21 protein-coding genes are annotated in these 23,384 nt (G+C 71.0%); 6 read left to right on the top strand and 15 right to left on the bottom strand.

The window, feature by feature from the left end; translation table 11 throughout:
- Positions 1 to 465: 465 nt before the first annotated feature.
- Positions 466 to 1,242 (bottom strand): DUF481 domain-containing protein, encoded by a 777-nt coding sequence (locus ACX114_RS24480; RefSeq protein WP_459288310.1) that lies wholly within the window; start codon positions 1,240 to 1,242, stop codon positions 466 to 468.
- 143 nt (positions 1,243 to 1,385) lie between these two features.
- Between ACX114_RS24480 and ACX114_RS24475 the strand changes: the two genes are divergently transcribed.
- Together ACX114_RS24475 and ACX114_RS24470 are read left to right on the top strand one after the other, a co-directional pair.
- Positions 1,386 to 2,273: a PhzF family phenazine biosynthesis protein gene (locus ACX114_RS24475; protein ID WP_459288308.1), complete on the top strand. Its 888-nt coding sequence runs from the start codon at positions 1,386 to 1,388 to the stop codon at positions 2,271 to 2,273.
- Positions 2,274 to 2,426: 153 nt separating this feature from the next.
- Entirely contained in the window at positions 2,427 to 3,095 is a 669-nt protein-coding gene (locus ACX114_RS24470; protein ID WP_459288306.1) for an Hsp20/alpha crystallin family protein, read from the top strand.
- A 16-nt stretch (positions 3,096 to 3,111) separates the two neighbouring features.
- Here ACX114_RS24470 and ACX114_RS24465 read toward each other — a convergent pair whose 3' ends face one another.
- The 3 genes from ACX114_RS24465 to ACX114_RS24455 are packed head-to-tail and all read right to left on the bottom strand — an operon-like array spanning position 3,112 to position 5,137.
- Complete coding sequence (locus ACX114_RS24465; protein ID WP_459288304.1) at positions 3,112 to 3,807, bottom strand: hypothetical protein; 696 nt, start codon at positions 3,805 to 3,807, stop codon at positions 3,112 to 3,114.
- Positions 3,804 to 4,463 (bottom strand): hypothetical protein, encoded by a 660-nt coding sequence (locus ACX114_RS24460; protein ID WP_459288302.1) that lies wholly within the window; start codon positions 4,461 to 4,463, stop codon positions 3,804 to 3,806. Before ACX114_RS24460 ends, ACX114_RS24465 begins: the two co-directional genes overlap by 4 nt.
- Complete coding sequence (locus ACX114_RS24455; RefSeq protein ID WP_459288300.1) at positions 4,460 to 5,137, bottom strand: Fic family protein; 678 nt, start codon at positions 5,135 to 5,137, stop codon at positions 4,460 to 4,462. Before ACX114_RS24455 ends, ACX114_RS24460 begins: the two co-directional genes overlap by 4 nt.
- A 158-nt stretch (positions 5,138 to 5,295) precedes the next feature.
- Here ACX114_RS24455 and ACX114_RS24450 point away from each other — a divergent pair, with 158 nt between their 5' ends.
- Positions 5,296 to 6,216, top strand: coding sequence for a diacylglycerol/lipid kinase family protein (locus ACX114_RS24450; protein ID WP_459288298.1), 921 nt, complete (start codon positions 5,296 to 5,298; stop codon positions 6,214 to 6,216).
- Here the strand turns inward: ACX114_RS24450 and ACX114_RS24445 are convergent.
- From ACX114_RS24445 to ACX114_RS24410, 8 genes are all read right to left on the bottom strand, one after another.
- Positions 6,206 to 7,096, bottom strand: coding sequence for a CheR family methyltransferase (locus ACX114_RS24445; RefSeq protein ID WP_459288296.1), 891 nt, complete (start codon positions 7,094 to 7,096; stop codon positions 6,206 to 6,208). The two genes, ACX114_RS24450 and ACX114_RS24445, sit on opposite strands and share 11 nt — an antisense overlap.
- Positions 7,097 to 7,098: 2 nt before the next feature.
- The gene (gene cheB / locus ACX114_RS24440; protein ID WP_459288294.1) at positions 7,099 to 8,157 is read right to left on the bottom strand and encodes a chemotaxis-specific protein-glutamate methyltransferase CheB; all 1,059 of its coding nucleotides are present in this window, start codon (positions 8,155 to 8,157) and stop codon (positions 7,099 to 7,101) included.
- Between the two features lie 11 nt (positions 8,158 to 8,168).
- Positions 8,169 to 8,504, bottom strand: a complete 336-nt coding sequence (locus ACX114_RS24435; RefSeq protein ID WP_459288292.1) for an antibiotic biosynthesis monooxygenase family protein — start codon at positions 8,502 to 8,504, stop codon at positions 8,169 to 8,171.
- Between the two features lie 22 nt (positions 8,505 to 8,526).
- A complete protein-coding gene (locus ACX114_RS24430) occupies positions 8,527 to 10,056 on the bottom strand; it encodes an ABC1 kinase family protein (RefSeq protein ID WP_459288290.1) in 1,530 nt (509 codons plus the stop codon).
- A gap of 252 nt (positions 10,057 to 10,308) precedes the next feature.
- On the bottom strand, positions 10,309 to 12,399 hold the full coding sequence (locus tag ACX114_RS24425; protein ID WP_459288288.1) for a methyl-accepting chemotaxis protein: 2,091 nt from the start codon (positions 12,397 to 12,399) through the stop codon (positions 10,309 to 10,311).
- A complete protein-coding gene (locus ACX114_RS24420) occupies positions 12,399 to 12,887 on the bottom strand; it encodes a chemotaxis protein CheW (RefSeq protein WP_459288286.1) in 489 nt (162 codons plus the stop codon). The genes ACX114_RS24425 and ACX114_RS24420 overlap by 1 nt, the downstream gene beginning before the upstream one ends.
- The gene (locus ACX114_RS24415; RefSeq protein ID WP_459288284.1) at positions 12,884 to 15,052 is read right to left on the bottom strand and encodes a chemotaxis protein CheA; all 2,169 of its coding nucleotides are present in this window, start codon (positions 15,050 to 15,052) and stop codon (positions 12,884 to 12,886) included. Before ACX114_RS24415 ends, ACX114_RS24420 begins: the two co-directional genes overlap by 4 nt.
- A gap of 175 nt (positions 15,053 to 15,227) precedes the next feature.
- Entirely contained in the window at positions 15,228 to 16,151 is a 924-nt protein-coding gene (locus tag ACX114_RS24410) for a PAS and helix-turn-helix domain-containing protein (RefSeq protein WP_459288282.1), read from the bottom strand.
- A 286-nt stretch (positions 16,152 to 16,437) separates the two neighbouring features.
- On the opposite strand from ACX114_RS24410, the gene ACX114_RS24405 reads away from it, so the two are divergent.
- The 3 genes from ACX114_RS24405 to ACX114_RS24395 are packed head-to-tail and all read left to right on the top strand — an operon-like array spanning position 16,438 to position 18,123.
- Positions 16,438 to 17,496, top strand: coding sequence for a DUF72 domain-containing protein (locus ACX114_RS24405; RefSeq protein ID WP_459288280.1), 1,059 nt, complete (start codon positions 16,438 to 16,440; stop codon positions 17,494 to 17,496).
- Between the two features lie 38 nt (positions 17,497 to 17,534).
- On the top strand, positions 17,535 to 17,840 hold the full coding sequence (locus ACX114_RS24400; protein ID WP_459288278.1) for a hypothetical protein: 306 nt from the start codon (positions 17,535 to 17,537) through the stop codon (positions 17,838 to 17,840).
- Entirely contained in the window at positions 17,779 to 18,123 is a 345-nt protein-coding gene (locus ACX114_RS24395) for a Smr/MutS family protein (RefSeq protein WP_459288276.1), read from the top strand. The genes ACX114_RS24400 and ACX114_RS24395 overlap by 62 nt, the downstream gene beginning before the upstream one ends.
- 15 nt (positions 18,124 to 18,138) lie before the next feature.
- Here the strand turns inward: ACX114_RS24395 and ACX114_RS24390 are convergent, their stop codons facing one another.
- The 3 genes from ACX114_RS24390 to ACX114_RS24380 all read right to left on the bottom strand — a co-directional run bounded on the left by ACX114_RS24390 (position 18,139) and on the right by ACX114_RS24380 (position 23,359).
- Positions 18,139 to 20,859 carry an SNF2-related protein gene (locus ACX114_RS24390; protein WP_459300264.1) on the bottom strand — a complete coding sequence of 907 codons (2,721 nt, stop codon included), beginning with the start codon at positions 20,857 to 20,859 and terminating at the stop codon, positions 18,139 to 18,141.
- Between the two features lie 242 nt (positions 20,860 to 21,101).
- On the bottom strand, positions 21,102 to 22,427 hold the full coding sequence (locus ACX114_RS24385; RefSeq protein WP_459288275.1) for a DUF58 domain-containing protein: 1,326 nt from the start codon (positions 22,425 to 22,427) through the stop codon (positions 21,102 to 21,104).
- A complete protein-coding gene (locus ACX114_RS24380) occupies positions 22,424 to 23,359 on the bottom strand; it encodes an AAA family ATPase (protein ID WP_459288273.1) in 936 nt (311 codons plus the stop codon). Before ACX114_RS24380 ends, ACX114_RS24385 begins: the two co-directional genes overlap by 4 nt.
- Between the last annotated feature and the right edge of the window lie 25 nt (positions 23,360 to 23,384).

Raw genomic sequence — 23,384 nt, 5'->3', positions numbered from 1 at the left:
GCATGCGGCCCGGGGCCGCGCTGGTTCTGCAGGTGCGCAACATCATGCGTGCGTGAACTCCAAGGTGGGGACACGAACGGAGGTGCTCGCCCGAGGCTGGTTTCCCCAAAACCTGTCCGACAGTCGGACAGGTTTTCGCCGCATGCGGCCCGAGGCTGCGCGGGCCCGGCGGGCGATGCGGACAGTGGGCCTTCACGCTCATGTCAGACCCCTGTGGTTGGATGGCGATGCTGGGACGAGGAGGGGATGGGGATGGGGAAAGCGAAGCTGACGCGTCTCTATGACGCTTGTCGGGACACGGCGTACGAGGCGCTGCGGTGGCTTGCTGCGCGGGGCCTTGGGGGCCAGCGTCCGAGGAACAAGACTCGCGCGGTGGCAGTGGGTGAGTCGTTGATACTGGAGGAGATGCGTCCTCCCGCGCCTTGTTCGCGCGCCCGATTCGTCAACGCGCTGCTTGCCATCCACTCAAAACTTCACGCCCACCGTGGTGCGCAGTTGCGTGTCCAGGGGCGGCACCGTCGCGGGCGGTGCGCTGTCGTAGGTGAGGTTGAAGCCGATGCCCACCGTGACGCGGGGATTGGGCGTCACCGCGAAGATCGTCTCGTTGAGGACCCGCAGGTCGGAGGGGCGGGTGACTCGCGGCTGGAAGTAGACCGTCTCCACGAGGTTGATGTTCTCCATCAGCTTCACCCGGCCCAACAGGTAGCTGGAGACTCTCGGGTCCGTGTAGCGGTCTCCCGCGTCCACCTCGCCGTCCTTGCGCAGCCGTTCGTGCTCCAGCATCAGCGCCACCCCGAAGGTGAGCCCCATGCGTTCCTCGTTGAGCAGGATGAAGCGCGGACCCGCGCCCAGCAGGGCCCGGAACTGGAGCCGGCGGAACTCGTTGTACTCGTGCTGCGCGAAGACCTCGCCCGACACCGTGTCCGTGAACTTGCGCCGGTAGCGCACGTGCTCCAGCACCTGGCTGACGATGCGCTCGCCACTGGCGAACGAATACTCACCGCGGATGACGGCCAACCAGACGTCGCGCTCGGAGCGCAGTTGGCCCACCAGGGAGCCCCGCACGGAGAACAGCTCCGTGCTGCCCGTGCGCCAGTCGCCGCCCAGCTCGATGGCCGCGGCCGGCCCCGGCTCCGCCTTCTCGTCGAAGAGCGCCTGCACGTTGACGATCTGTGCCGCCGCGCCGCTCGCGTGGAGCAACACCACCAGCACCACCCACCCACCCGACTTCACGAGATTCATGCTTCCTTGCTGTGCCTGCTCGGGCGCCCTTGTTCAACCCCGTTGTGGGGGCTCCGGTGTGTCGGTCCAGCGCTTGACGCCAACGGTGGAGCGGAGCATGCCTGCGCTGTTTCCCAGGCCCTTCTGCTCTCCGGAGTCCGCCCATGCAGGTTCACATCATCGATGCCTTCACCCGCACCGCCGGTGCAGGAAACCGCGCGGGCGTGGTGCTCGACGCCTCGGCGCTGGATGTCCCCACGATGCAGCGGACCGCCGCGGCCGTCAGCGCGTCGGAGACCGCGTTCCTGCTGTCCCGGCCCGGCGATGCCACCGTGCGCCTGCGCTACTTCACACCCGTGGACGAGATTCCCTTCTGCGGCCACGCCACCGTGGCCACCTTCCACCTGCTCGCGGAGAAGGGGCTCTTGCGAAGCCCGGGGACGTACACGCTGGAGTGCCCCGGTGGCACGTTCCACATCGAGCTGGAGCCCCAGGGTACGCAGGGGACGCGCGTGTGGATTGCCACGCCTCCACCGCCCGTGCAGCCCAACACCGTGGCCCTGGACGCACTGATGGCCACGCTGGGCGGGACGGCCTCACAAGTGGACCCGTCGCTGCCGGTGATCCGCCAGGGCCACCGGCTGGTGGTGCCCCTCCGGCGGCTCGCGGACCTGGAGTCGCTGACGCCGCGAGGCGCGGCGATGAACGCGCTGCTGATGCCGCACGGCTTGCGAGGCGTCTACCTCTTCACCCGTGAGGCGAAGGAGGAGGGGAGCGTGGCCCAGGCGCGCTACTTCGTCCCGGGCTTCGGCATCCTGGAGGACCCCGTGACGGGCTCCGCCGCGGGACCGCTCGCGGCCTGGCTCGCTGAGCACGGGAGCCTTCGCCTCCCGGAGCACGGCGGCACGGTGTCGAGCCGCATCGAGCAGGGCGACACGCTCGGCAAGCCGGGCCGCATCGACATCCAGGTCACCGGCCGGCCAGGCCATATCGAGCGCGCCCGCGTCGGTGGGGTGGCCCTCACCGTGATGGACGCCACGCTGCTCGCGTAGCGAGGCTCCCGCGAATGCCAGACCGCGGGCCGCGGACCCTTGATGGCCCCGCCACGCGCCTCCACGTTTGGGGTTGGGATGATCCCATCCCCGCTTAGTGACCGGTGCGGTCCGGCGGCCGGGCGCCAGCCGGCTCCACCGGGGGAGGACGTCATGGCAACCGACAACAGGAACCCAGGCGCGCAGGGGGAGCCCTCCTCCTCGCCCGCAGTGAAGAACGCCCAGGCTGACGTGCCGGGCGCCACCTCGCAGGGACAGGGCCCCAGGACGGGCGCTGGCATCTCCCGCCGCGAGTCATCCGCACCGGCCATCGGAAGGGAGACCGCGCCCCTGAGCCCGTTCGGGCTGCTGCGCCGGATGCTCGAGGACATGGACCAGCTCTTCACCGGCGTGGGAGGCCGGGGCCTCACCGCTCGGCGCGACGTGCTGGACGAGGGCCTCTGGTCCCCGCAGGTGGACGTGCTGGAGCGGAACGGAAACCTCATCGTGAAGGCCGACCTGCCGGGAATGAGGCAGGAGGACATCCACGTCGAGTTGCAGCCGGACCTGCTCATCATCGAAGGCGAACGTTCCTTCGAGCTGGAGGAGGAAGAGGAAGCCGAAGGCGTCTGGAGCCTGGAGCGCAGCACGGGGCTGTTCCGCCGCGCCATTCCGCTTCCAGAAGGCATCGACACGGAGTCGGTCCAGGCGAACTTCGAGAACGGTGTACTGGAGGTCTCCCTGAAGCTCCCGGAGGCGCTGCCGCAGGGCAAGCGCATCGAGGTGAAGGGCGGCTCAGGCGAGCAGGCCCGCCGGATGACGCGCGGGAAGCCCATCCACTGAGGGCGGGGCGCTTGCGTCAGTGCGTGTGCCGGCGGCCCTCGTCCTCCACGACGGCCGCCGCCACCTTCTCCGCCGAAGAGCGCAGCTCCCACTCGGAAGGCGAGTGCCAGGACTCGAAGGCGAACAGCTTCCGCATCAGCTTCCCGGCCTGATAGCCCGGGCGCAGCTCGATGGCGTCGAACATCCAGGACAGCGCCTGGTCCGCGAAGGTGTACCAGGCCTCCTCGCAGCCCGTGGCGTCCATGGTGAGGCTCATTGTGGTGACGAGTCCATCCGCCAGGGCCAGCATCCGGATGTCATTGTCATCCGGGCCCGAGGGCAGATCCCGCTTCAGCGCCTGGAAGTGGGCATCCAGCTTGAACAGCCATCCGCGCGACCGCTCCAGCGCGTCGATCATGAGCTGGATGTTGTATTCCACGCTCATGTTCGGGGTGGGCTTCTGCCGGAAGAAGCGGTGGCACCAGCAGTAGCCGCCGAAGCTCTCATTGCCCAGATACAGCCCCGTCTCCGTGTACCAGGCCCCCAGGTTCTGGTTGAGCATCCGCTGGATGTGTTTCGCCATCGTGTCGTGCTGCTCGTCCGTGAGCTTGCGCGTCCCCGGGGGCACGCGCGGCGTCAGGTACTCGCGCAGCATCCGGATGAGCTTCTCCGGATCATACCCCTCCAGGCTGTCGCGGATGCGCAGCCAGTGCCCGAGGGCCGACCTGCTCATACGGCCACCGCCGCCACCCGCGCCGCCGCGTCCCGGAGGGCGTCCGGAGGAGGCGCGATCCAGGACGTGAAGACGAAGGCCGTGTCCAACTGCTCCTGCGTGGCGTCCGACAAGGGCAGTCCCATCGCCTCGATGCACCACGTCATCGCGTCCTGCGCGACCTGGTACCAGGTCTCCTCGCAGGACGTTGTCTCCGCCGTCAGGTCCACGGTCCGCACCAGCCCTTCCGCGAGCGCCTTCGCCCGGAGAGCCTTGTCGTCGGCCGCCAGCTCAAGCTGACGGCGCGAGGCCTGAAACACGCCGTCCAGCGCGTACAGAAACGAACGGATCCGCTCCAGCGCGTCCAGCATGAACTGGATGTTCTCATCCACATCCATCGTCCGGTGCGGCGGGTTCTGGTTGAAGAACGAGTGGCACCAGCAATAGCCGCCCAGCACTTCATTGCCCAGGGGCAGGCCGCTCTCGACGTACCAGGGCCCCAGTTCGGCCTGGAGCAGGTCCTGCACGGCGTTCTTCGCCTGCTTGAGCCGGCTGGTGTGGATGCTTCCGGTCCGCAGGGGAGCCAACGCCTCCCGCAGCCGGGACGCCAGCGATTGCGCTGAGTAGACATCCAGGCTGTCGCGGATGCGGCGCCACGTGAAAGCGTCATTGCTCATTCGGGAGCCTCGTTGCGGCATGGGGCGTCCGGCCCCGCGATGGTCCGGGCCAGCAGCCTCGCCAGCCGCGTGTAGTTCACCGTGTCTCCCGGGCGCTTGGGCCACAGCACCACTGGAGCCAGCGGAGGCGTGGGCAGCCGGCCCCGGCGCAGCATGTATTCCAGCCACAGCCGCGCCGCGCGGGCGTTGCCGTCCGGGAAGGGGTGGAAGAAGCACAGGTCCAGGTACAACCGAGTGGCATGTGCCACCGGGTGACGCGCCTCCCGCGCATCCGCTTCCACCTTGTCGCGGAAGGCCGCCTCCAGGCCGGGCTCGTGCGCGTAGCGGTGCGCGCCACCCCACGCGAAGGCGTCCCCGTTGCGGAAGCCCGTGGGCCCGCCCAGGAGCTCCGACTGGACCTCCACCATCCGGGCGAAGGTCAGCGGCTCGCCCGCGTCCGCGAGCTGGCGCACCCGGGTCAGGGCCCGTTCGAAGCGCTCCGTCCGCGCTGCCCCCTGGGCTTCATGGGCCGGTGCGTCATGGCGATACAGGAAGTCCTCCTGAGCCCCGGTCTCCCGGAAGGGCTGCCGCGCCGCCGCCGCCAGGTCCGCCCGGAGCGCGGGCAGCGCCCAGTCCAGGGCGCTCGTGGCCTCCCGGTGGGGTGCGAGCTGCTCGGTGGGGGACGGGGCTTTCACTCGGGGTCCGGGGCGGAAACAGGGGGCGGAGAGCCCAGCATGGACGGTGCCGGGTGACAAACACCCCGGGCACGGAGGCCCTCCCGTGGGTCACGGAGTGGAGCCTGGGCTCACAATTGCGTAAACAGGCCGTTCTGGCAGCAGGGAGAAGGCACTGAATGAAGACGTTCCTCGTGGTCAACCCGCGCAGCGCCAACGGGCAGACGGGGAAGCGATGGGTGGAGATCTCCGCGCAGGTGGGCAAGGTGCTCGGTGACTTCGGGTACGGCTTCACCAGCGGCGGCATGGATGCGGCGCGTCTGGCGCGGCAGGCCATCGACGACGGCTATGAGTGCATCGTCGCGGTGGGCGGCGACGGCACCCTCAACGAGGTCACCAACGGCTTCTTCCGCGACGGACAGGTCATCAACCCCCGGGCCACGCTGGGCCTGTTGCCCCGAGGCACCGGCGGCGACTTCCGCCGCACCTTCGGCTGGGACCTGGAGCTGACGTCCGCGCTGGAGCGGCTGCGCACGGAGACGACGGAGCCCTTCGACGTGGGCCGGCTGGAGTTCACCGACAACGACGGCAAGCCGGCCACGCGCTTCTTCGCCAACATCGCCTCGTTCGGCGTGAGCGCGGTGGTGGCTCGCGAGGTGAACCAGGGCAGCAAGGCGCTGGGCGGCAACCTGAGCTTCATGTGGGGCACCGTGAAGGGCCTCATCAAGTACCAGGAGCAGCAGGTGCGCCTCACGGTGGACGGCGGCGAGCCGGAGACGGTGAGCGTCACCGCGGTGGCCGTGGCCAACGGCCGCTACTTCGGCAGCGGCATGTTCGTGGCGCCGGAGGCGGTGACGCACGACGGCCTCTTCGACGTCACCATCTGGTCCAACTACGGCCTGTCCGACTTCGTCCTCAAGTCCAAGGGCGTCTACAACGGCGACCACGTCACCTGGAAGGGCACGCGGCGGCTGCGCTGCCGCACCCTCCACGCGGAGCCGCTGACGGGCGACGTGTTCCTGGACGTGGACGGCGAGACGCCGGGCCGGCTGCCCTGCACCATGACGCTGCTCCCGGGCGCCATCCGCCTCAAGGTGTAGCGCCGGAGCGGGGCGAGCGCCGCGCGTCCTCCACGGGCGCGCCGACGCCAGGTGACGCGGGCGTGGGGCGGTACCAGCTCGTCTGTCCAATCAGGTGCCGCGTGAAGCCGTCCTCCATCAGGGGCGAGGCCTCCGCGGCGCCCAGCACCAGGTAGCCGTCCGCGTGGAGCATCCGCCGCACGCGGGCGAGCACCGCGCGCCGGGTGGGCGCGTCCCAGTAGATCATCACGTTGCGCAGGAAGACGAGGTCCACGGGCGCTTCCTGCGGGAAGTCGTCCATCAGGTTGAGCGGCCGGAACTCCACCGGCTTGCGCACCTGTTCGCTCAGCCGCCACCCGTCGCGCTCCTGGTGGAAGTAGCGCTGGCGCAGCTCGGGCGTCAGGCCGCGGTGGATCTCCTTCGCGTCGTAGCGGGCCTCGCGGGCACGGACGAGCGCGCGGGTGGAGAAGTCGGTGGCGAGGATGCGCACCGTCCACCCGGTGATGAGCAGCCCGGACTCGGCCAGCGTCATCGCGACGCTGTAGGGCTCCTGGCCGTAGGCGCACGCCGCGCACCAGATGCGCAGCGTCCGCGAGCGGGCGCGCCTGGCCAGCAGGCCTGGCAGCACCGTGGTGCGCAGGGCGTCGAAGACGGGCGCGTCGCGGAAGAAGGCCGTCTCGTGGTTGGCCAGCGCCTCCGCCAGCCGCTGGTGCAGCGGACTGCCCTCGGGCTGCGAGCGCAGCCGCGCGACCAGGGCGGAGAGGTCTGGCAGCCGCTCCTCGCGCATGAGGGGCGTGAGCCGCGTCTCCACCAGCGCGGACGTGTCGGGCTCCAGCACGAGCCCGGAGCGGCTCAGTACGCGCTGCCGCAGGTAGGCGAAGTCGTCGGGAAGCAGGGGCATGATCAGGTCCTCCGTCCGCGCGCATCCACGCGCCGCGCCAGCTCCAGGGCCAGCGCGTCCAGGGGCACCACGGCATCCGCGAGCCCCGCCTGTTCCACCGCGCCCGGCATGCTGCCGACGACGCAGCTGGCCTGGTCCTGCACCACCACTTGTCCGCCTGCTTCAATCACCCGCCGGCAGCCGCGCAGCCCGTCCTGGCCCATGCCGGTGAGCACCGCCGCCAGCACCCCCGCGCCGTACACCTCCGCCGCGGAGCGGAAGAGCAGGTCCACCGCCGGACGGCACGCGTTCTCCGCCGGCCCCTGGTGCGTGAGCAGCCGCACGCCCGTCGCGTCCCGGCACACGGCCAGGTGGAAGTCGCCGGGCGCGACCCACACCTCGCCCGCCTGCACGGCGGCGCCCGTCACCGCCTCGCGCACGGTGAGCGGCGTCACGCCCTGCAACCGCTCCGCGAGCAGCCGGGTGAAGAGGGGCGGCATGTGCTGCACGATGAACACCGGCACCGGCAGGTCCGCGGGCAGCGCGGACACCAGGCGCACCAGCGCGCCCGGGCCCCCCGTGGATGCACCGACGACGATGGCCTCCACCCGCGCGGGCGTTCGCGGCCGGGACGGAGGTTCGCGCGTCACCGGTGACGGCGTGGTGGACGGCGCGCGCACGTTCAGCGCCTTGAGCTTGCGCACCAGCTCATCCCGCACGGCCTCCACGGTGATGTTCATTCCGCCCGCGGACGTGGGCTTCGTCACGTAGTCGCGGGCCCCCAGCGCGAGCGCCTCCAGGGTCAGCACACCTCCGCGTTCGGTGAGCGCGCTGAACATCACCACGGGCAACTCAGGGGCGCGCTGGCGCAGGAGCTTCAGCGTCTCCAGCCCGTCCAGCTCTGGCATCTCCAGGTCCAGCAGCACGACGTCCGGCTGGAGCTGCTCCACCTTCGCCAGGGCGATGCGGCCATTGGGCGCGGTGGCGACGACCTCCAGGCCCGGCGCCGCGCCCAGCAACAGCGACACCTGTCGCCGCACGACGGCCGCGTCGTCCACCACCAGGACCCGGATGGCGTTCATTCGCACCCGCTTCACCGCACCGCGTGCGCGACCGGGCAGCGGCCCATGGGGGCACCGGAGGCACTCTCGCCATACACCTCGTGGCGCGGCCGGCTCGCGAGGATGGCGCTGGCGCCCCAGTCCGTCACGCGGTGGAAGGCCTCGGACGCGATGAAGGCGTCGAAGCCATCACGGCTGTGCCACTCGGAGACGATGAGGTAGCGCCCTGGCGCTCCCACGCTCTTGAACAGCTCCGTGTGCACGTGCGCCGGCAGCGTGCGCATCGCCTCCAGCACGAGCGCGAACTTCCGCTCGAAGGCGTCCGCCTTGCCCTCACGCACTTCGTAATTCATGCCGATGGTGACCATCCGTCACCTCCTTGTCCGTAGGTCATTCGAGCCAGACCCGGACACGCCGGGGGCCCTCGTCCAGGTGGAACAGCTCCGAAGGCCGCAGCCCCGCCGCGACCGCCGCGCTACCAATGGCCGCGGGATCCACGCCCCGAGCCGCCAGCTTGCCGGGCAGATCCTCCGGCAGCAGGTCCTCCAGATGCGCCGTCACGTCCGCGCGGAAGGTCAGCGCGACGCGCGTGCGCCCGGCTTCCGTCACCTGGACCTTCAAGTAGCGAGCGGTGCCCTCCACCCGTGTCTTCGGCATCGACGGTGGAGGCGGCAGTGACGGGGCGCGGGCCTCGTCCAGGAGCGGTCCCCAGGCGATGGGCGCATCCAGCACGTCCAGATGGCGCACCAGCCCGTGGAACGCGCGCAGGACGAACAGGAGCGACGCGGGCCCCGCGGCGCGGAAGTTCCAGCGGTGCGGCCCCAGCGCTTCCGTGAGCCGCTCGCCCAGGCGCCAGCTTCGCGCGTGGAAGGGCCGGTCCATGAGGAAGGGCTCCAGCAGCACGCGGCTGACGGCGGGAAGCGCTTCCGCCATGGGCTCCAGCAGCTCAGGCGCGAAGCCCAGCATCACCCACGCGGACAGGAGCTGCTCCGGGCTCGGCGGCGTGCCCGGACACTTGAGGAGCGAAATCAACCGCCCCAGCCCCACGGACAGCTCCGGCGGCAGCGGCTTCACGCAGCCGAAGTCGAGCACGCCCAGCACGGGCTTGCCGTCCGGTCCCCGCGACACGCGGTAGTTGCCCGGGTGCGGATCCGCGTGGAGCGCGCCCCAGGTGAAGCAGCCGTGGAGGAACAGCCGCACCAGCGTCGTGGACAGCGCGCGCCGGTCCGCTTCGCTCCAACGCCAGCCATCCGCGAGTGACGCGCCCTCCACCCAGGTCATCACCAGCAGGTCTTCCCGCGTGTGCGCGTCCACGGGCACGGGGACGACGACGCCCGGCACGTCCGCCATGCGCGTGTTCGCGTCCCACAGGGCCTGGGCCTCGTGGTGATAGTCCAGCTCGCCCTGGAGCATGCGGGCCAGCTCGTGGCGGTAGGCGGACAGGTCCAGCTTCCCGCGCCAGCCACCCAGCGGCGCGGCCAGCCACCCCAGCGCGCGCAGATCATCCCGCACGGCTTCAGCGATGCCCGGGTGCCGCAGCTTCACGGCCACGGCGCGCCCGTCATGCAGCACACCCCGGTGCACCTGGCCCAGTGACGCGGCGATGCCCACGCCGTCCAGCGCTTGGAACACCTCCCGCCAGGGACGGCCCAACCGGCACGACACCTCCTCCAGCGCGGCCTCCGGCTCGAGCGGGGAGGGCGCCTCCGCGAGCGAACCGAACCCCGGCGTGGCCGCGCCCAGCTCCGCGAGCGTGAGCACCTGGCCCACCTTCTGGGGCAGCCCACGCAGGCCCAACAGCCGCTGGGCCAGCTCATGCCGCGCGTGCTCCGCGTCCTGGGGCCGGGACTTCCGCCGCAGGCGCGTGGAGGCACGGGCCACCTGGCCCAGCTCCCACCACCGTTTCAATCCGGTTCGCACGTGCCGTGGCTCCCTGGTCCTGATTCCGCTCGCGCTACTTCGTCCACACCCGCATGGATGCACGGGCCACCTGGCCCAGCTCCCACCACCGCTTCAATCCTGTTCGCATGTGCCGTGGCTCCGTGGGCCTGATGCCGTGCGCACTACTTCGTCCGCGCCTGCGTGGAGGCACGGGCCACCTGGCCCAGCTCCCACCGCTGCTTCAATCCGGTTCGCATCTGCCGTGGCTCCGTGGGCCTGGTGCCGTCCGCGCTACTTCGTCCGCGCCTGCTTGTCGGTGGCATCCACCTGCACGACCAGCCGTTGCAGCGACTGCGCCATGTGGGCCAGCTCCACCGCCGAGCGCTGCGTGCTGCCCGCGCCCTCGGTGGTGCTGCGCGCGGCCTCCGCCACGGCGGCCATGTTCTCGGAGATCTGCTGGCTGCCCTTGGCGGCCTCGCCCACGTTGCGGAGGATCTCCCCCGCGGTCGCCGTCTGCTCCTCCACGGAGGAGGCGATGGACGTCTGCAGCTCGTTGATGCGGCTGATGGTGGCGCCGATCTCCAGGATGGCGTTGACCACCTCCTCGGTGTCGCCCTGGATGGTGCCGATCTTCTGGCCGATGTCCTCCGTGGCGCGGGCCGTCTCGCGCGCCAGCTCCTTCACCTCGTTGGCCACCACCGCGAAGCCCCGGCCCGCCTCACCGGCGCGCGCCGCCTCGATGGTCGCGTTGAGCGCCAGCAGGTTCGTCTGCTGCGCGATGGAGGTGATGACCTTGATGACCTTGCCGATCTCCTGGCTGCTCGTCCCCAGCTTGCCGACGACGCTGGACGTGGAGTCCGCGAGCTTCACCGCGGACGCGGCCACCTTGGCGGCGGTGCTCGCGTTGCGCGCCACCTCGCGGATGTTCGCGTTGACCTCCTCCATGCCGGACGCGACGCTCTGCACGTTGCGGCTGACCTGTTCGGCGCCGGCGGACACCTGCGTGGCCTGCGCCGCGGTCTCCTGCGCGTTGCTCACCATCTGCTGGCTGACGCTGGACAGCTCCTGCGACGACGCGGCGAGCGTCTGCGAGTGCTGCGTCACCTCCTGGAAGACGCCGCGCAGGGTGGCGTCCAGCTCCTTCTCGCGCTGCTGCACGGCGAGCTTCTCCGTGATCAGCTCCCACGTCACCATGGGTCCCAGGTAGCGGCCCTGGCCGTCGTACACCGCCGTCACCAGCAGGTCCGCGGTCTCCGGGCCAATGGGGATGTTCGCGCGCACCGGCAGGTTCTTGTCGTTGGACAAAATCTTCCGCTGGTACGTCACGTCCCGGTGGAAGACGTCGATGTGTGAGCCCAGCACCCGGTCCGCGGCGACGGGCAGGTGCTTCTCCACGCGCTGCAACAGCCGGCGTGAGGCGGGGTTCAGGTAGACGATCTTCAGGTCCAGATCGGCCACCATCACGCAGGTGGGCGCGTTCTCCAGCATGGCCCTGAGGCGCGCCAATTCCGTGTCCGCGCGCTGCTGGTCCGTGACGTCCGTCCACGTCACCACGTAGCCGGTGATCGCTCCGCCCCGGCCGGAGATGCCGTCGATGCGCGCCTTGAGCAGCGTGGAGCCCACCGCGAAGTGGGCCTCGTGCGGCAGCGACGACGGGTCGCTCAGCCGCTCCTCCTCCAGCCGCAGCTGATGCTCGAAGTGGACGAGGAAGTCGCTGCCCGCGTCCCCCGCGCCGTCGCGGAAGGCGGCCGTCTGGCTGATGCGCTCGATGGCCTCCGAGGAGGACGCGTTCGAGAAGACGATGGCCAGGTCCGCGTCCAGCACGAACAGGTTGACCCGCGCCGCGTCCAGCACCGCCTCGCTCAGGGCCCCTCCGAGCGGCGTGGGAGCGCGGCGGCGAGAGGAACGGGCGGCGGGAGCGGACGCCGCGGCGACCCGGCGTCCCTCCGTGCGGGAGGCGCGCGCCGGAGCGCGCTTCACGGCGGAGGTCCGGGGGGAGGCCTTCACCACACTGTCGTCCTTCGACGAGCCCATGGCCGCCAGCACCTCGCGGGCGACAGGACCCGGCACGTCCAGCTCATCCAGCACGGTGGCCAGGTGTTCAACGACGCGCCCGAGGTGATGGGGCTTGAGCTGCATGCGCGCGTGAACATCGCGCATCGACGGGCCCTTGTAGATGCCTGGCCCACCCAGGAACCGGGTGAGGAACGCGACGATCTGGCGCTGCAACTGGACCATGTCCACGCCGCGGAAGTAGGGCTTGAGCAGCGCGTCCGTCATCACCCGCGCGTAGAGCTTCTGCACGGCGGCCGTCAGGGGGGCCTTGCCGCCCAGGCGCTGGAAAGGGGTGGTTTTCACGGCGGGCGCGGTCGGGCGGGCCATCAGCGGGACTCCTGGGGAAGCACGGGGAAGGAAGGGGCGGCGGCGGCGCTGGACGCGGGCGAGAGCCCGTCCACCACCGCGTCCGCGGACAACACGAGCAGCAGCCGGTCCGGCAGCGCATGGACCCCCAACAGCAGCGAGCGCAGCGGCCCGCGCAGGTTGTCCGGCAGCGGCGCCAGGTCCGATTGCTCGAAGGGGAGGATGTCGCCAATGGCATCCACGCGAAGGCTCACCGCGCCGTCATCGCCGCGCAGCACGACGTGGGGCGCGTCCGCGGGAGCGCTGCCCTCGGGCAGGTCCAGGCGGCGGCGCAGGTCGATGGCGGGGACGATCTGCCCTCGCAGGTTGAGCAGTCCCGCGACCTCCGGAGGCGCGCCGGGGACGCGCGTGAGCGGAGGCGGCAGGAGGATCTCCTGCACGCGCTCGATGTCCAGGCCGAACAGGTGGTCGCCCACCTGGAACGAGCACAGCTGGCGGAAGCCGCTCATGGCGCACCGCCTGTCAGCAGCTCCGGGTGCACGGCGCGCACGGTGCCCTCCACGTCCAGGAACTCGGTGGCCCGGGCCTGCACCACCATGGAGCCCAACACGCCCGGACGGCGCGTCTCCCGCTGGAGCGCGAGCTCCACCTCCGCGACGTCGAGGATGGCGTCCACCACCAGCCCCACGCGCGTGTCCGCGTGCTGGGCGACGACGACGGACAGCGACTCGCCCAGGACAACTTGAAGGTTCCGCGCCATCCGCTCCGTCGCGCCGGGCCTCGCCTCCAGCACGGAGGCCACGCGCACCAGCGGCAGCAACTGCCCGTGGTAGCGCGCCATCTCCATGCCGCCGCTCAGCCGCTCCACGCTCGACGCGGGCAGCTCCTCCAGCCGGGCCACGCGCGACAGCGGAATGGCCACGCGGCCCTCCGCGCCCGTGCGGCACAGCAGCACGCGCTCGCGCGGCTCCTCCGGGGCCGGTGCTTCCAGAGCGGCCTCCGGAATGACGACCTGGGCCTGCGCCTCGGCGACGGTGCCCACGCGGCGGCCCAGGCCCATGGCGTCCAGGATGAGCGCCACGCGCCCGTCGCCCAGCACCGTCGCCCCCGCGTAGCAGGCCAGCCCCTTCAGGTGCTTCCACAGCGGCTTGACGACGATCTCCTCCGTGTCGTGGATGGCGTCCACCCACAGCCCGAAGGTGCGCTCACCGGCCTGCAGCACGACGACGGTGGCGCCCTCGTCCAGGTCCGGCATCGCGGGACCCACGCCCAGCTCGGCGCCGAGCACCACCAGCGGGAGCAGCTCCCCACGCAGCCGCAGGACGCACGCGCCCTGGATGCGGGTGATGTCCTTGCGCGCCTGGGCCGGCTCCAGGAACACCACCTCCCGCAGGGAGGCCTGCGGCAGCGCGTAGCGGTCTCCCCGGCAGGTGACGAGCAGCGCCGGGATGATGGCCAGCGTGAGGGGAATCTTGAGGGTGAAGGTCGTGCCCTGACCGGGCCGGCTGTGCACCTCCACGGTGCCGCCAATGTGCTCCACCTGCGAGCGCACCACGTCCATGCCCACGCCCCGGCCGGACAGCGACGTGACGCGCTCCGCGGTGCTGAAGCCCGGCATGAAGATGAGCATCAGCGCGTCCGCGTCCGGCATCCGCGCCGCCTGGTCGGCCGTGAGCAGGCCCCGCTGCACCGCGACCTGCCGCACGCGCTGCACGTCGATGCCCGCGCCGTCGTCGGACATGCCCAGGTGCACCAGCCCGCCCTCATGCGACGCGCTCAGCGTCAGGCACCCCACGGGCGGCTTGCCCGCGGCGCGGCGCTGCTCGGGCGTCTCCACGCCGTGGTCCACGGCGTTGCGCAACAGGTGGGTGAGCGGATCATGCAGCGCCTCCACCAGCGTCTTGTCCAGCTCCGTGTCCGCGCCCTGCAACTGCAGCCTCACCTGCTTGCCGCACCCGTGCGCCAGCTCCCGCACCAGCCGGGGGAAGCGGTTCCACACCTGGCCCACGGACTGGAGCCGCGTCTTCATCACCACCTGCTGCACCTGCGTGGTGACGACGTCCAACCGCTGCGACGCGGTCGTCAGGTCCGCGCCCGGCGTGGGCGAGGCCGCGCACTGGAGGATGCGGTTGCGCGCCAGCACCAGCTCGCCCATCAGGTTCATCAACCGGTCCAGCAGCGCCACGTCCACGCGCAGCTTGGAGTCCACCCCCGTCGCGGCGCCGCGCCAGGGCAGGGCGCCCGGAGGCGTCAGGGGCTCGGACACCTCCCGCGGCGCCACGCCCGCCGCCGCGCCCGCCATGCGCGCGAGCAGCGCGGAGTGGTCCACCGCGGGCTCCAGCCCCGTCGCCTCGATGTGCTCCAGCGTCGCGCGCGCCGCGTCCGCCAGCGCCAGCAGCGTGGACACGCGCTCGCGGTCCAGCACCAGGCGCCGGTCGCGCGCCAGGCCGAGCATCTCCTCGGCGGCGTGCATCAGCGCCTCCAGGCGACTGAAGCCCAGGAAGCCGCAGGTGCCCTTCACGGTGTGCAGGGCCCGGAACAGCTGCGCCAGCAACGGCTGCGAGCCCGGCTGCGCCTCCAGCTCCAGCACCGTCGATTCAATGCTCTGCACGTGCTCGCGGGACTCGAGGAGGAACTCCCGCATCACGTCGTCCCAGCCCGGAGTGTCACCCACGGACAGGACGCCCTTGGACAAAAGTCCAAACAGACTGTATGTGTTTGATGAGACGGAATTGACTGGCGCTGCCCATGGGCAACGGCCCCCCCGACCCACAAGACTCCGGAGTCGAAGGTCCAGCATCCTCCAAAGTCAACGGACTGAAAGCTGTCCCAGAGGGAAGGCGCCCTGGTCAGAAGAACAGGCGGAGCAGGTCGTAGCGCGTCTCCGCTCCCAGCTTCCGGAGCAGGTTGGCCTGGTGGAATTTCACAGTGCGCTCGGTAATTCCTAACACGGTCGAGATGTCGGTGGGGGAGCGGCCGAGCGCGAGATATCGCAACACATCGCCTTCCCGTTCGGACAGCCGCGCGGCGCTGGCCATGCGCCGCACCTTCGCCTCGAAGAGGCCGCTGAGGGTCTCATCCCCGATGGTGTGCACGCTGACGCGCGCGGTGCCGGCACCGGTGGGCGTGGCGGTGACGACCTCGTAGCCCTCGGCGTGCTCGGAGGACTGCCGCACGATGGTGTGCGGCCAGGTGGCCGGCGCCGCCACCGTCAACGGACAATCCAGACAGGGTGCGTCGCGGTGCGCGAAGGCGCCGAAGCAATGCCGGCCCACCATCTCCTCCTGCCGCGCCTCTCCGGACGTCCACACCGCCTTGAGCGTGCCGAACGACGACAGCTCGGTGGAGATTTCGTAGCTCAGGTCCCGGGGGGCTCCCTGGATCCGGGCGGCCTCCGGCGCGGCGGTGCGCTCGGGGACGGAGCGGGGCGCGGAGGCGCGCGTGATGATGGCCACCAGCCGCAGGGGAGGGCGGCCCACGGCGGCCACGTCCAGTTCCACCGACAGCCGCTCGCCATCGCGCGTGAGCACCTCCGTCTCCAGCCGGGTCTCCGCGCTGGTGAAGATGGCCCGCAGCGCCTGTCCCACCTCGCGTCCGTGCTCACGGGGCGTGCAGACATCCGTCCAGCGGCGCCCCAACAACTCCTCACGGGGCCGGCCCAGCAGCGACGTGAACGCGCCGTTCGCCAGCTCGATACGGCCGCGCCGGTCCATCACGACGATGGGACGCGTGTCCCGCTCCGCGAGCAGCGATGCGGTCAACGACCAGTCCATGAGGCCCCCCGGCCGTTGCAATCCCGCTCAACCTTTACGCGGGTAGTGCTGAATTCCTCGGTTTAAGCAGCTTACCGCGACGCGACTGCGTTTGCATTTGGACAGAGGTCCAATCACATACCGTGGTGCTGGGAAGAGGACTGTCCGTCCGTGGTCGTCCGCCTGGGGGGCGTGCCGGAAACCTGGAACGTCTCCTCGAATCGAGGCAACCTGCTGCATCGTCTGGGCCCGGGGATTACTCCCAGGGCTTCCCCGCCGTCCCCTCCGTGGGAGAGGAGCTGCACGCATGAGCGCACCGCGACGACCCGCGCAGTTCGACCTCTTCACCGGCGCGGCGGAGGAGCCACCCGCGTCGTCGCGGCGCAGGACCCAGCCGGTGGGGCCCGCCGAGCCGTCGGACAGCCTGCGCATGCTGGGCGAACAGCTCCCTCGGGGCGTCTACCTGGGCACGTCGTCGTGGACCTTCCCGGGTTGGAACGGGCTCGTCTACGACCACGAAGCCAGCACGACCCAGCTGGCGCGCGAGGGCCTGGCCGCCTACGCGCACCATCCGGTGCTGCGCACGGTGGGAATCGACCGGACGTTCTACGCGCCGGTGCCGGCCACCACCTTCGCCGAGTACGCCCAGCAGGTGCCGGACGGCTTCCGCTTCCTGGTGAAGGCGCACGAGGCCTGCACGCTGGCGCGCTTCCCCGTGCACGAGCGGTACGGCGCGCACCGGGGGCAGGTGAACGACCGCTTCCTCCAGGCGGCCTACGCCGTGGACCACGTGGTGGCGCCGTTCCTGGAGGGGTTGGGCGACAAGGCCGGGCCGCTCGTCTTCCAGTTCCCGCCGCAGGACCCCGCGGCGTTGGGCGGCGCGGGCCGCTTCGTGGAGCGGCTGCACGCGTTCTTCTCCGCGCTGCCCAAAGGGCCGCTGTACGCGGTGGAGGTGCGCAACGAGGAGCTGCTCACGGAGGGCTTCGCCCAGGCGCTCGCGGACACGGGCGTGAGCCCGGTGCTCGCGGTGTGGGCCCACATGCCGCCCGTCGCGCGGCAGGCCAGGCTCACGCGCGCCTTCGAGGTCCGCGCCGTGGTGGTGCGCTGGATGCTGCCGCCGAACCTGGGCTACGAGGAGGCCTACGCCCGCTACGCGCCCTTCAACCGGCTGGTGGACGAGGACGTGGGCACCCGCGACGTGCTGGCCCGCGTGTGCATGGCCGCCGTGCGGCGCGACCGCCCCGTCTTCGTGACCATCAACAACAAGGCGGAAGGGAGCGCCCCCCTGTCCGCCGTCCGGCTCGCCGAACGCGTCGTGTCACACAAGGAGGAGGGCGGCCAGAGAGGCGCCGTCCACGCAACATGACTTGCGCGCGAGCACGGCGCTTGCTTACGTGAATGGGCATGAAGGTGATGACCCTGGCCGCGCTGTTGATGCAGATGACCTCCGCCGGTGGAGCCGGCTCGGAGGGCAAGCGTGCGGGCAATCACGTGGACCTGCCTGGCGAAAGCCACCCGCGAGCGGTGAAGGAGGACGTCGCCTCGCTCAAGGGGGAGATCACCAGCCTCAAGGAACAGTTCCGGCTGGCGCGCGAGCGTCAGCGCCTGGCGGCCGAGGAGAAGCAGCGCCAGGAGGAGGCCCGCTACGGTGTCACGCCGAAAGCCACTCCCACCCCTGCCGCCGGAGGGTCCGGAGCCGCCGCCAGATGAGCTCGGAGGCGAGCTGGAAGCGGTAGAAATTCCGGTCGATGGAAACCTCGACCTGCATCTCTTCCAGCCTCGCGAGGTGAAGGACCTCGTCACCGAGTACCTCTGGGCCTGCCGCCAGAAGGGCGTGCTCGACGTGCGCATCATCCACGGCAAGGGCACCGGCGCGCTGAGGCGCACCGTGCAGTCCCTGCTGCCCACGCTGCCGGAGGTCGAAAGCTTCCAGACCGCCTCCGAGTCGGACGGAGGCTGGGGCGCGACCTGGGTGCGGCTCAAGCCCCTGTGACGGGGCTCGCGCTCCTCAAGACAGCCAGAAGTACGCGGAGGCGATGAGGGTGCGCTTCTCCGTCACGCGCGCCTTGTTCGCCAGCTCCGCCATCTGCCGGTCCTTGGAGGCGTAGCGCTTCTCCTCCTCGTTGCGCAGCGACGCCAGCTTGCGGCGGTAGTCGCGCTCCATCCGGTCCGAGTGCGCCCGGGCCTTCGCGCGCTCCGCGACGTCCTCGATGCCGGCCACTTCCTTGCGCGCGTCGAACCACGCCTGGCGGGCGGACTCCACCACCTCGCGCGACTCCATCAGGCAGTCCTCGACGTAGCGGTCCGCGCGCTCCTTGGCCTTGTCCAGCTCCAACGCGTTGCGCCGTTCCGCGGCCCGAATCAGCTCATCCTTGGCGGTCATGAGCGACTGCTCTTGCATGAGCTGGACCGACACCGGCGCGGGCTGCCGGCGCTTCTCTTCCTTGGCGTCGAGCTTCGTGAAGTGGACACCGTCCGTCAGCGGCAGCGCGCGGAAGCCGCCGTCCCGGTCCTTCACCAGGACCAGGTGGACCAGCTTCTCCTCCGGCTTCAGGCCCGTGGTTTCGAACTTGTAGACGAACCACCAGCCCTCGCTGCCGGCCAGCCGCGCCAGCCGGGAGGGAAGACCCGCCGCGTCCAGCTGCAGGTAGCTGACGGTGTCCTGGGTGCGGTCGCGCACCGCGTAGGCGGCCTTGGCCACCTGGAGCCGTCCGGAGGTGCGGCTGCCCAGCACGGAGCCGGTGAGCGCCTTCGCCTCCTGCTGGCGCTTGGCCACGACCTCCTTGGCCGCGTCTCCCGCCACGCGCAACCGGCGGCGTACGTCGCCGTCGAAGCGCTCCAGCACCACCGAGCGCATGGACGTCATGCGCTGGTTGATGCTGCCCTCCAGCTCCTCGCGCAGCTTGTCGAAGGCGACGTTGATGTCCTTCGGGTCGCGGCAGGACTGGTAGATGTCCAGCACGCGCCGCTCGAAGTCGACGCCGCTCTCCAGCGCGCCCAGGATCTCGTCGGACGCGCCGAACACGCCGTCGAAGAGGTTGAGCTTCTTCTCCAGCAGCTCGAACAGGCGCGCGTCCGCCGCGTTCTGCCGGTTGAGGAAGTTCACCACCAGCACGTCGCGCTGCTGGCCGTAGCGGTGGCACCGGCCGATTCTCTGCTCCACGCGCTGCGGGTTCCACGGCAGGTCGTAGTTCACCACCAGGTTGCAGAACTGGAGGTTGAGGCCTTCGGCACCGGCCTCCGTGCAGATGAGGATCTGCGTCTTGTGGCGGAACTCCTCCACCAGCGCGCGGCGCTCCTCGGGCGTGCCGCCGGCGTCGCCGGACAGGAGCGAGATCTTGTCCTTGTAGCCGTGCTCCGACAGCAGGTTGAAGAGGTACTGCTGCGTGCGCTTGGACTCCGTGAAGATGAGCGCCTTCTCCGGCCAGGAGTGCGTGCGCATCACCGCGAAGGTGCGGTCCAGCGCGCGCTTGAGCGCCTCACCCTTGGCGTTGATGCGGATGGAGTCCGCGAGGTCCGCGTACTGGCGCAGCTCCCAGACCTCCTGCTCCAGCGTGCGGACCTGGGGCGCCTTGGCGGGGTCGTCGGACCACTCCTCGCCTTCCTCCACGAACTGCTTGGCCTCTTCCGGCTCGAAGAGCGACAGGGCCTGCTGTCCCAGCCGCGCGGCCGTCAGGCGCTTCTCCAGGTTCTCCGACAGCCGCCGCAGCGTGGGCGCGATGGCGAACGTGGAGGAGGCCAAGAGCTTGCGGTAGCACAGCGTCAGGAGCGTCTTCTTGCCCGGCTCGATGGCCGCGGCCTCCGAGCGCTGCAGGTACTCGCTGACCTTCTCGTAGAGGTCGTGCTCCTGGGGGGACGGGTGGAAGTCCTCCACGATGCTGCGGCGGTTGGTGTAGCGGACGTACTCGCGCACCTGCCGGCGCAGCGTGCGCTGCACCACCGGGGCCAGCCGCTCCTTCAGCTCGCAGGCGGCGGCCTCCGTCATGCCGCCGCCCTCGTCGGCGCGGTAGCGGCTGCGGAAGGCGTGCTCCGGGCCCAGGATCTGCTCGTCCAGCAGCGACATCAGGCCGAACAGCTCCATCAGGTCGTTCTGGAGCGGGGTGGCGGTGAGCAGCAGCTTGGGGCGGCCCGCCAGCGACGCGCGCAGCGCCTGGCCCGTCTTGTTGTTGGCCCGGTGCGCGTTCCGCAGGCGGTGGGCCTCGTCGATGATGACCAGGTCCCAGGGGATCTCCGACACGAGCGCGGACTTGTTCGCCGCGAACGGGTGCGAGCAGATGACGGGGAAGGGCTGGTCGAAGCAGTTGTTGTGCTTCTTCACGTCGCGGCCGTCGACGAGGACGCTGTCCAGGTCGAACTTCTCGCGCAGCTCCGCGTTCCACTGCGCGCGCAGCACCGCGGGGACCAGGATGAGGATGCGGTTCTTGCCCTCCGCCATGAGCTGGGCGACGACGAGGCCCGCCTCGATGGTCTTCCCCAGGCCCACCTCGTCCGCGAGCATGCAGCCGCCGCGCGACAGGGCGTCCAGCGCGAACATCGCGGCTTCGACCTGATGGGGGTTGAGGTCCACCTTCGCCTCGGCCAGCGCGTTCGCCAGCCGCTGCTGCGTGTCACCGCTGCGCGCGAGCAGTTCCTCGGCGAGGAGCCGCTCGTGGAAGGGCGTCAGCCCCGCCTCCACGAGCTCCTCCGCGGCACGGGCCGCGATGGCCGCGGCGTCCGCCTCCACTTCCAGCTTCAAACCCCTCGCGACCTCCGCCAAGTCCCGCCTCCCGTCCGGTTTGGAGCGTGCGCGCGTGCGCGCGAACAGTTGAGGCGCGCCATTCTGGGCAGCGATCGGCATCTGTAAAGGGGGTCCTCCCGGAGGCCGAAAACTCGGCCTCCGCGCGATTGGCAAGCGTGGTGTTCGGCGGAACGACGCATGCGCGCGCGAGCGGTGGAATGTTTCAAAGGGCTTGACGAATGCATCGCGAGCGCTCAGAGCCGCCCGCGCGCCTTCACGTCCAGGTACACGTTGAGTGCAGCAGCGCCGAAGCCGCGTGCCGGTGCGCGCACCACCAGCGCCCCCGCGTCGCGCAGCGTGGTGGCGGTGCGGCGGTACTCGGACTCCATGCGGGAGGCGGCCTGCCGCGCATAGGCGGACGTCGCGTCGCCGGGCACGTCCGTGGCGGCGGCCTCCAGGTCCTCGTCCAGCAGTGACGCGACGACGGGCAGGTGCCGGGGACGCAGTGCCAGCGTGCGCGTGAGCAGCGCCGAGGACGCGTCCGGATCCACCAGGTCCGTGAAGAGCACCACCAGCGCGCGGCGCGTCTGGCGGGCGAAGGCGAAGTCGAACGCGCGGCCGTAGTCGCTCTCCTCCAGGCCGGCCTCCGTGCGGTAGAGGGACTCGGTGATGAGGCGCAGGTGCTCCGCGCCCTTGCGCGGGGGCAGGAAGGCGCGCACGTCGCTGGCGAACGCGAGCACGCCCACCACGTCGCCCGCGTCCAGGCTCACGCGCGCCAACCGCAGCGCCGCGTCCACCGCGTGGTCCAGCTTCCGGCGGCCCTGCACCCGGCCCGCCATGTGACGGCCGCAGTCCAGCAGCAGCAGCACCGGCTGGTTTCGCTCCGGCTGCCACGTGCGCACCAGCGTGTGGCCGTGGCGCGCGGAGGACTTCCAGTCGATGTGCCGGTAGTCGTCGCCAGGGCGGTACTCGCGCAGCGACTCGAACTCGCGCCCCTCCACGGACTTGCGCAAGAGCGTGCGCGCGGACACGGCCTCCGAAGCGCGCGCCAGCGTCAGCGCTTCCCGCGACAGGGCGCGCAGGTCCGGATACACCTTCACGTCCTGGCCCGCGGGCAGCCGCACCTGCCGCGAGCACAGGCCCAGGGGCCCCATCAGGCGCAGGTTCACGTCGCCAAAGCGCGCATCGCCCCGGGAAGGAGGGTGCACGCGGTACGTCAGGCGCGTGGCGTCTTTCGGCTCCAGCGTGAAGGGCTGACGGTGGCCGTGGCTCTCCACGTCCAGGGGCGGCTCGTCGCGCAGTTCCCCGCGCACGGTCTGGTCCGTGCGCGAACGCAATTCCCAGCGCACGGTGTTGTCCACGCCGGAGGAGAGGATGGGCTCCACCTCGCGGCGCGCCTCGACGTCATGGGCATGGGGCGCGCGCAGGAAGTCCACCGCGCACAGGAGCAGGACGGCCACGTCCACCGCGAGCGCCAGCCACCCGAAGGCGGGGCTCGCCACCGCGAGCGCGGCGGGCACCAGCGCTCCGGCGAACAGCGCCACGGCGAGGCCGCTGGGGACGGGGCGCCCGAGGCTCACCGGGGCACTCGCACCCGTTCGAGCATCTGCTTCAGCACGTCGTCCGCGGTGACGCCCTCCACCTCCGCCTCGGCCTTGAGCAGGAGGCGGTGGTTGAGGACGCTGGGCGTGACGGCCTTCACGTCGTCCGGGGTGACGAAGTCGGTGCCCCGGAGCGCCGCGTGCGCCTTGGCCGCCGCGAGCAGGGCCTGCGCGGCGCGGGGGCTCGCGCCCAGCCGCACGCGGGGATGGGCGCGGGTGTCGCGCACGAGCTGCACCACGTACTGGAGGATGGAGTCGTCACACGCGACGCGCGCGGCGCGGTCCTGCAACTCCGTCAGCGTCGCGGCGTCCAGCACGCGGGACACGCCGGGCGGGCGGCCCTCGCGCTGGTGGAAGGCGCGCAGGAGGGACGTCTCCGCGTCGCCATCCGGGTAGCCCACGCGCACGCGCATGATGAAGCGGTCCAGCTGCGCCTCGGGGAGGGGATAGGTGCCCTCCAGCTCCAGCGGGTTCTGCGTGGCCACGACGAAGAAGTGCGGCGGCAGCGCGTGGGTGACGCCGTCGATGGTGACCTGCCGCTCCTCCATGGCCTCCAGCAGCGCGGCCTGCGTCTTGGGCGGCGTGCGGTTGATCTCATCCGCGACCAGGACCTCCGTGAAGACGGGGCCCTTCATCAGACGGAAGGTCTGCGACTGCGGCTGGAAGACGTTGGTGCCCAGGATGTCCGCGGGCATCAGGTCCGGGGTGAACTGCACGCGGGAGAAGGACAGGCCCAGCGCCCCTGCCATGCTGCGCGCGGTGAGCGTCTTGGCGACCCCGGGCACGCCCTCCAGCAGCACGTGGCCGCGCGCGAGGAAGGCCGTCACCAGGTCGGCCAGCACGCGGGGCTGGCCCACGACGGCCGAGCCCAGCGCGTCGAGGAGGCGGGAGAGGGGCGTGGCGTCGGACATGGTGGCGGGCGACGGTAGCCCGCCT

Source organism: Corallococcus sp. M7 (genome assembly GCF_054512695.1).
Note: the sequence above shows the minus strand (reverse complement) of the source record. Positions and strands in the feature narration are given on the sequence as shown.

Coding starts and splice junctions, on each gene's coding strand:
- ACX114_RS24480 (WP_459288310.1), bottom strand. CDS start 1,242: ATGAATCTCGTGAAGTCGGGTGGGTGGGTGGTGCTGGTGGTGTTGCTC.
- ACX114_RS24435 (WP_459288292.1), bottom strand. CDS start 8,504: ATGGTCACCATCGGCATGAATTACGAAGTGCGTGAGGGCAAGGCGGAC.
- ACX114_RS24450 (WP_459288298.1), top strand. CDS start 5,296: ATGAAGACGTTCCTCGTGGTCAACCCGCGCAGCGCCAACGGGCAGACG.
- ACX114_RS24425 (WP_459288288.1), bottom strand. CDS start 12,399: ATGGCCCGCCCGACCGCGCCCGCCGTGAAAACCACCCCTTTCCAGCGC.
- ACX114_RS24445 (WP_459288296.1), bottom strand. CDS start 7,096: ATGCCCCTGCTTCCCGACGACTTCGCCTACCTGCGGCAGCGCGTACTG.
- ACX114_RS24470 (WP_459288306.1), top strand. CDS start 2,427: ATGGCAACCGACAACAGGAACCCAGGCGCGCAGGGGGAGCCCTCCTCC.
- ACX114_RS24475 (WP_459288308.1), top strand. CDS start 1,386: ATGCAGGTTCACATCATCGATGCCTTCACCCGCACCGCCGGTGCAGGA.
- ACX114_RS24410 (WP_459288282.1), bottom strand. CDS start 16,151: ATGGACTGGTCGTTGACCGCATCGCTGCTCGCGGAGCGGGACACGCGT.
- ACX114_RS24380 (WP_459288273.1), bottom strand. CDS start 23,359: ATGTCCGACGCCACGCCCCTCTCCCGCCTCCTCGACGCGCTGGGCTCG.
- cheB (WP_459288294.1), bottom strand. CDS start 8,157: ATGAACGCCATCCGGGTCCTGGTGGTGGACGACGCGGCCGTCGTGCGG.
- ACX114_RS24400 (WP_459288278.1), top strand. CDS start 17,535: ATGAAGGTGATGACCCTGGCCGCGCTGTTGATGCAGATGACCTCCGCC.
- ACX114_RS24405 (WP_459288280.1), top strand. CDS start 16,438: ATGAGCGCACCGCGACGACCCGCGCAGTTCGACCTCTTCACCGGCGCG.
- ACX114_RS24420 (WP_459288286.1), bottom strand. CDS start 12,887: ATGAGCGGCTTCCGCCAGCTGTGCTCGTTCCAGGTGGGCGACCACCTG.
- ACX114_RS24460 (WP_459288302.1), bottom strand. CDS start 4,463: ATGAGCAATGACGCTTTCACGTGGCGCCGCATCCGCGACAGCCTGGAT.
- ACX114_RS24465 (WP_459288304.1), bottom strand. CDS start 3,807: ATGAGCAGGTCGGCCCTCGGGCACTGGCTGCGCATCCGCGACAGCCTG.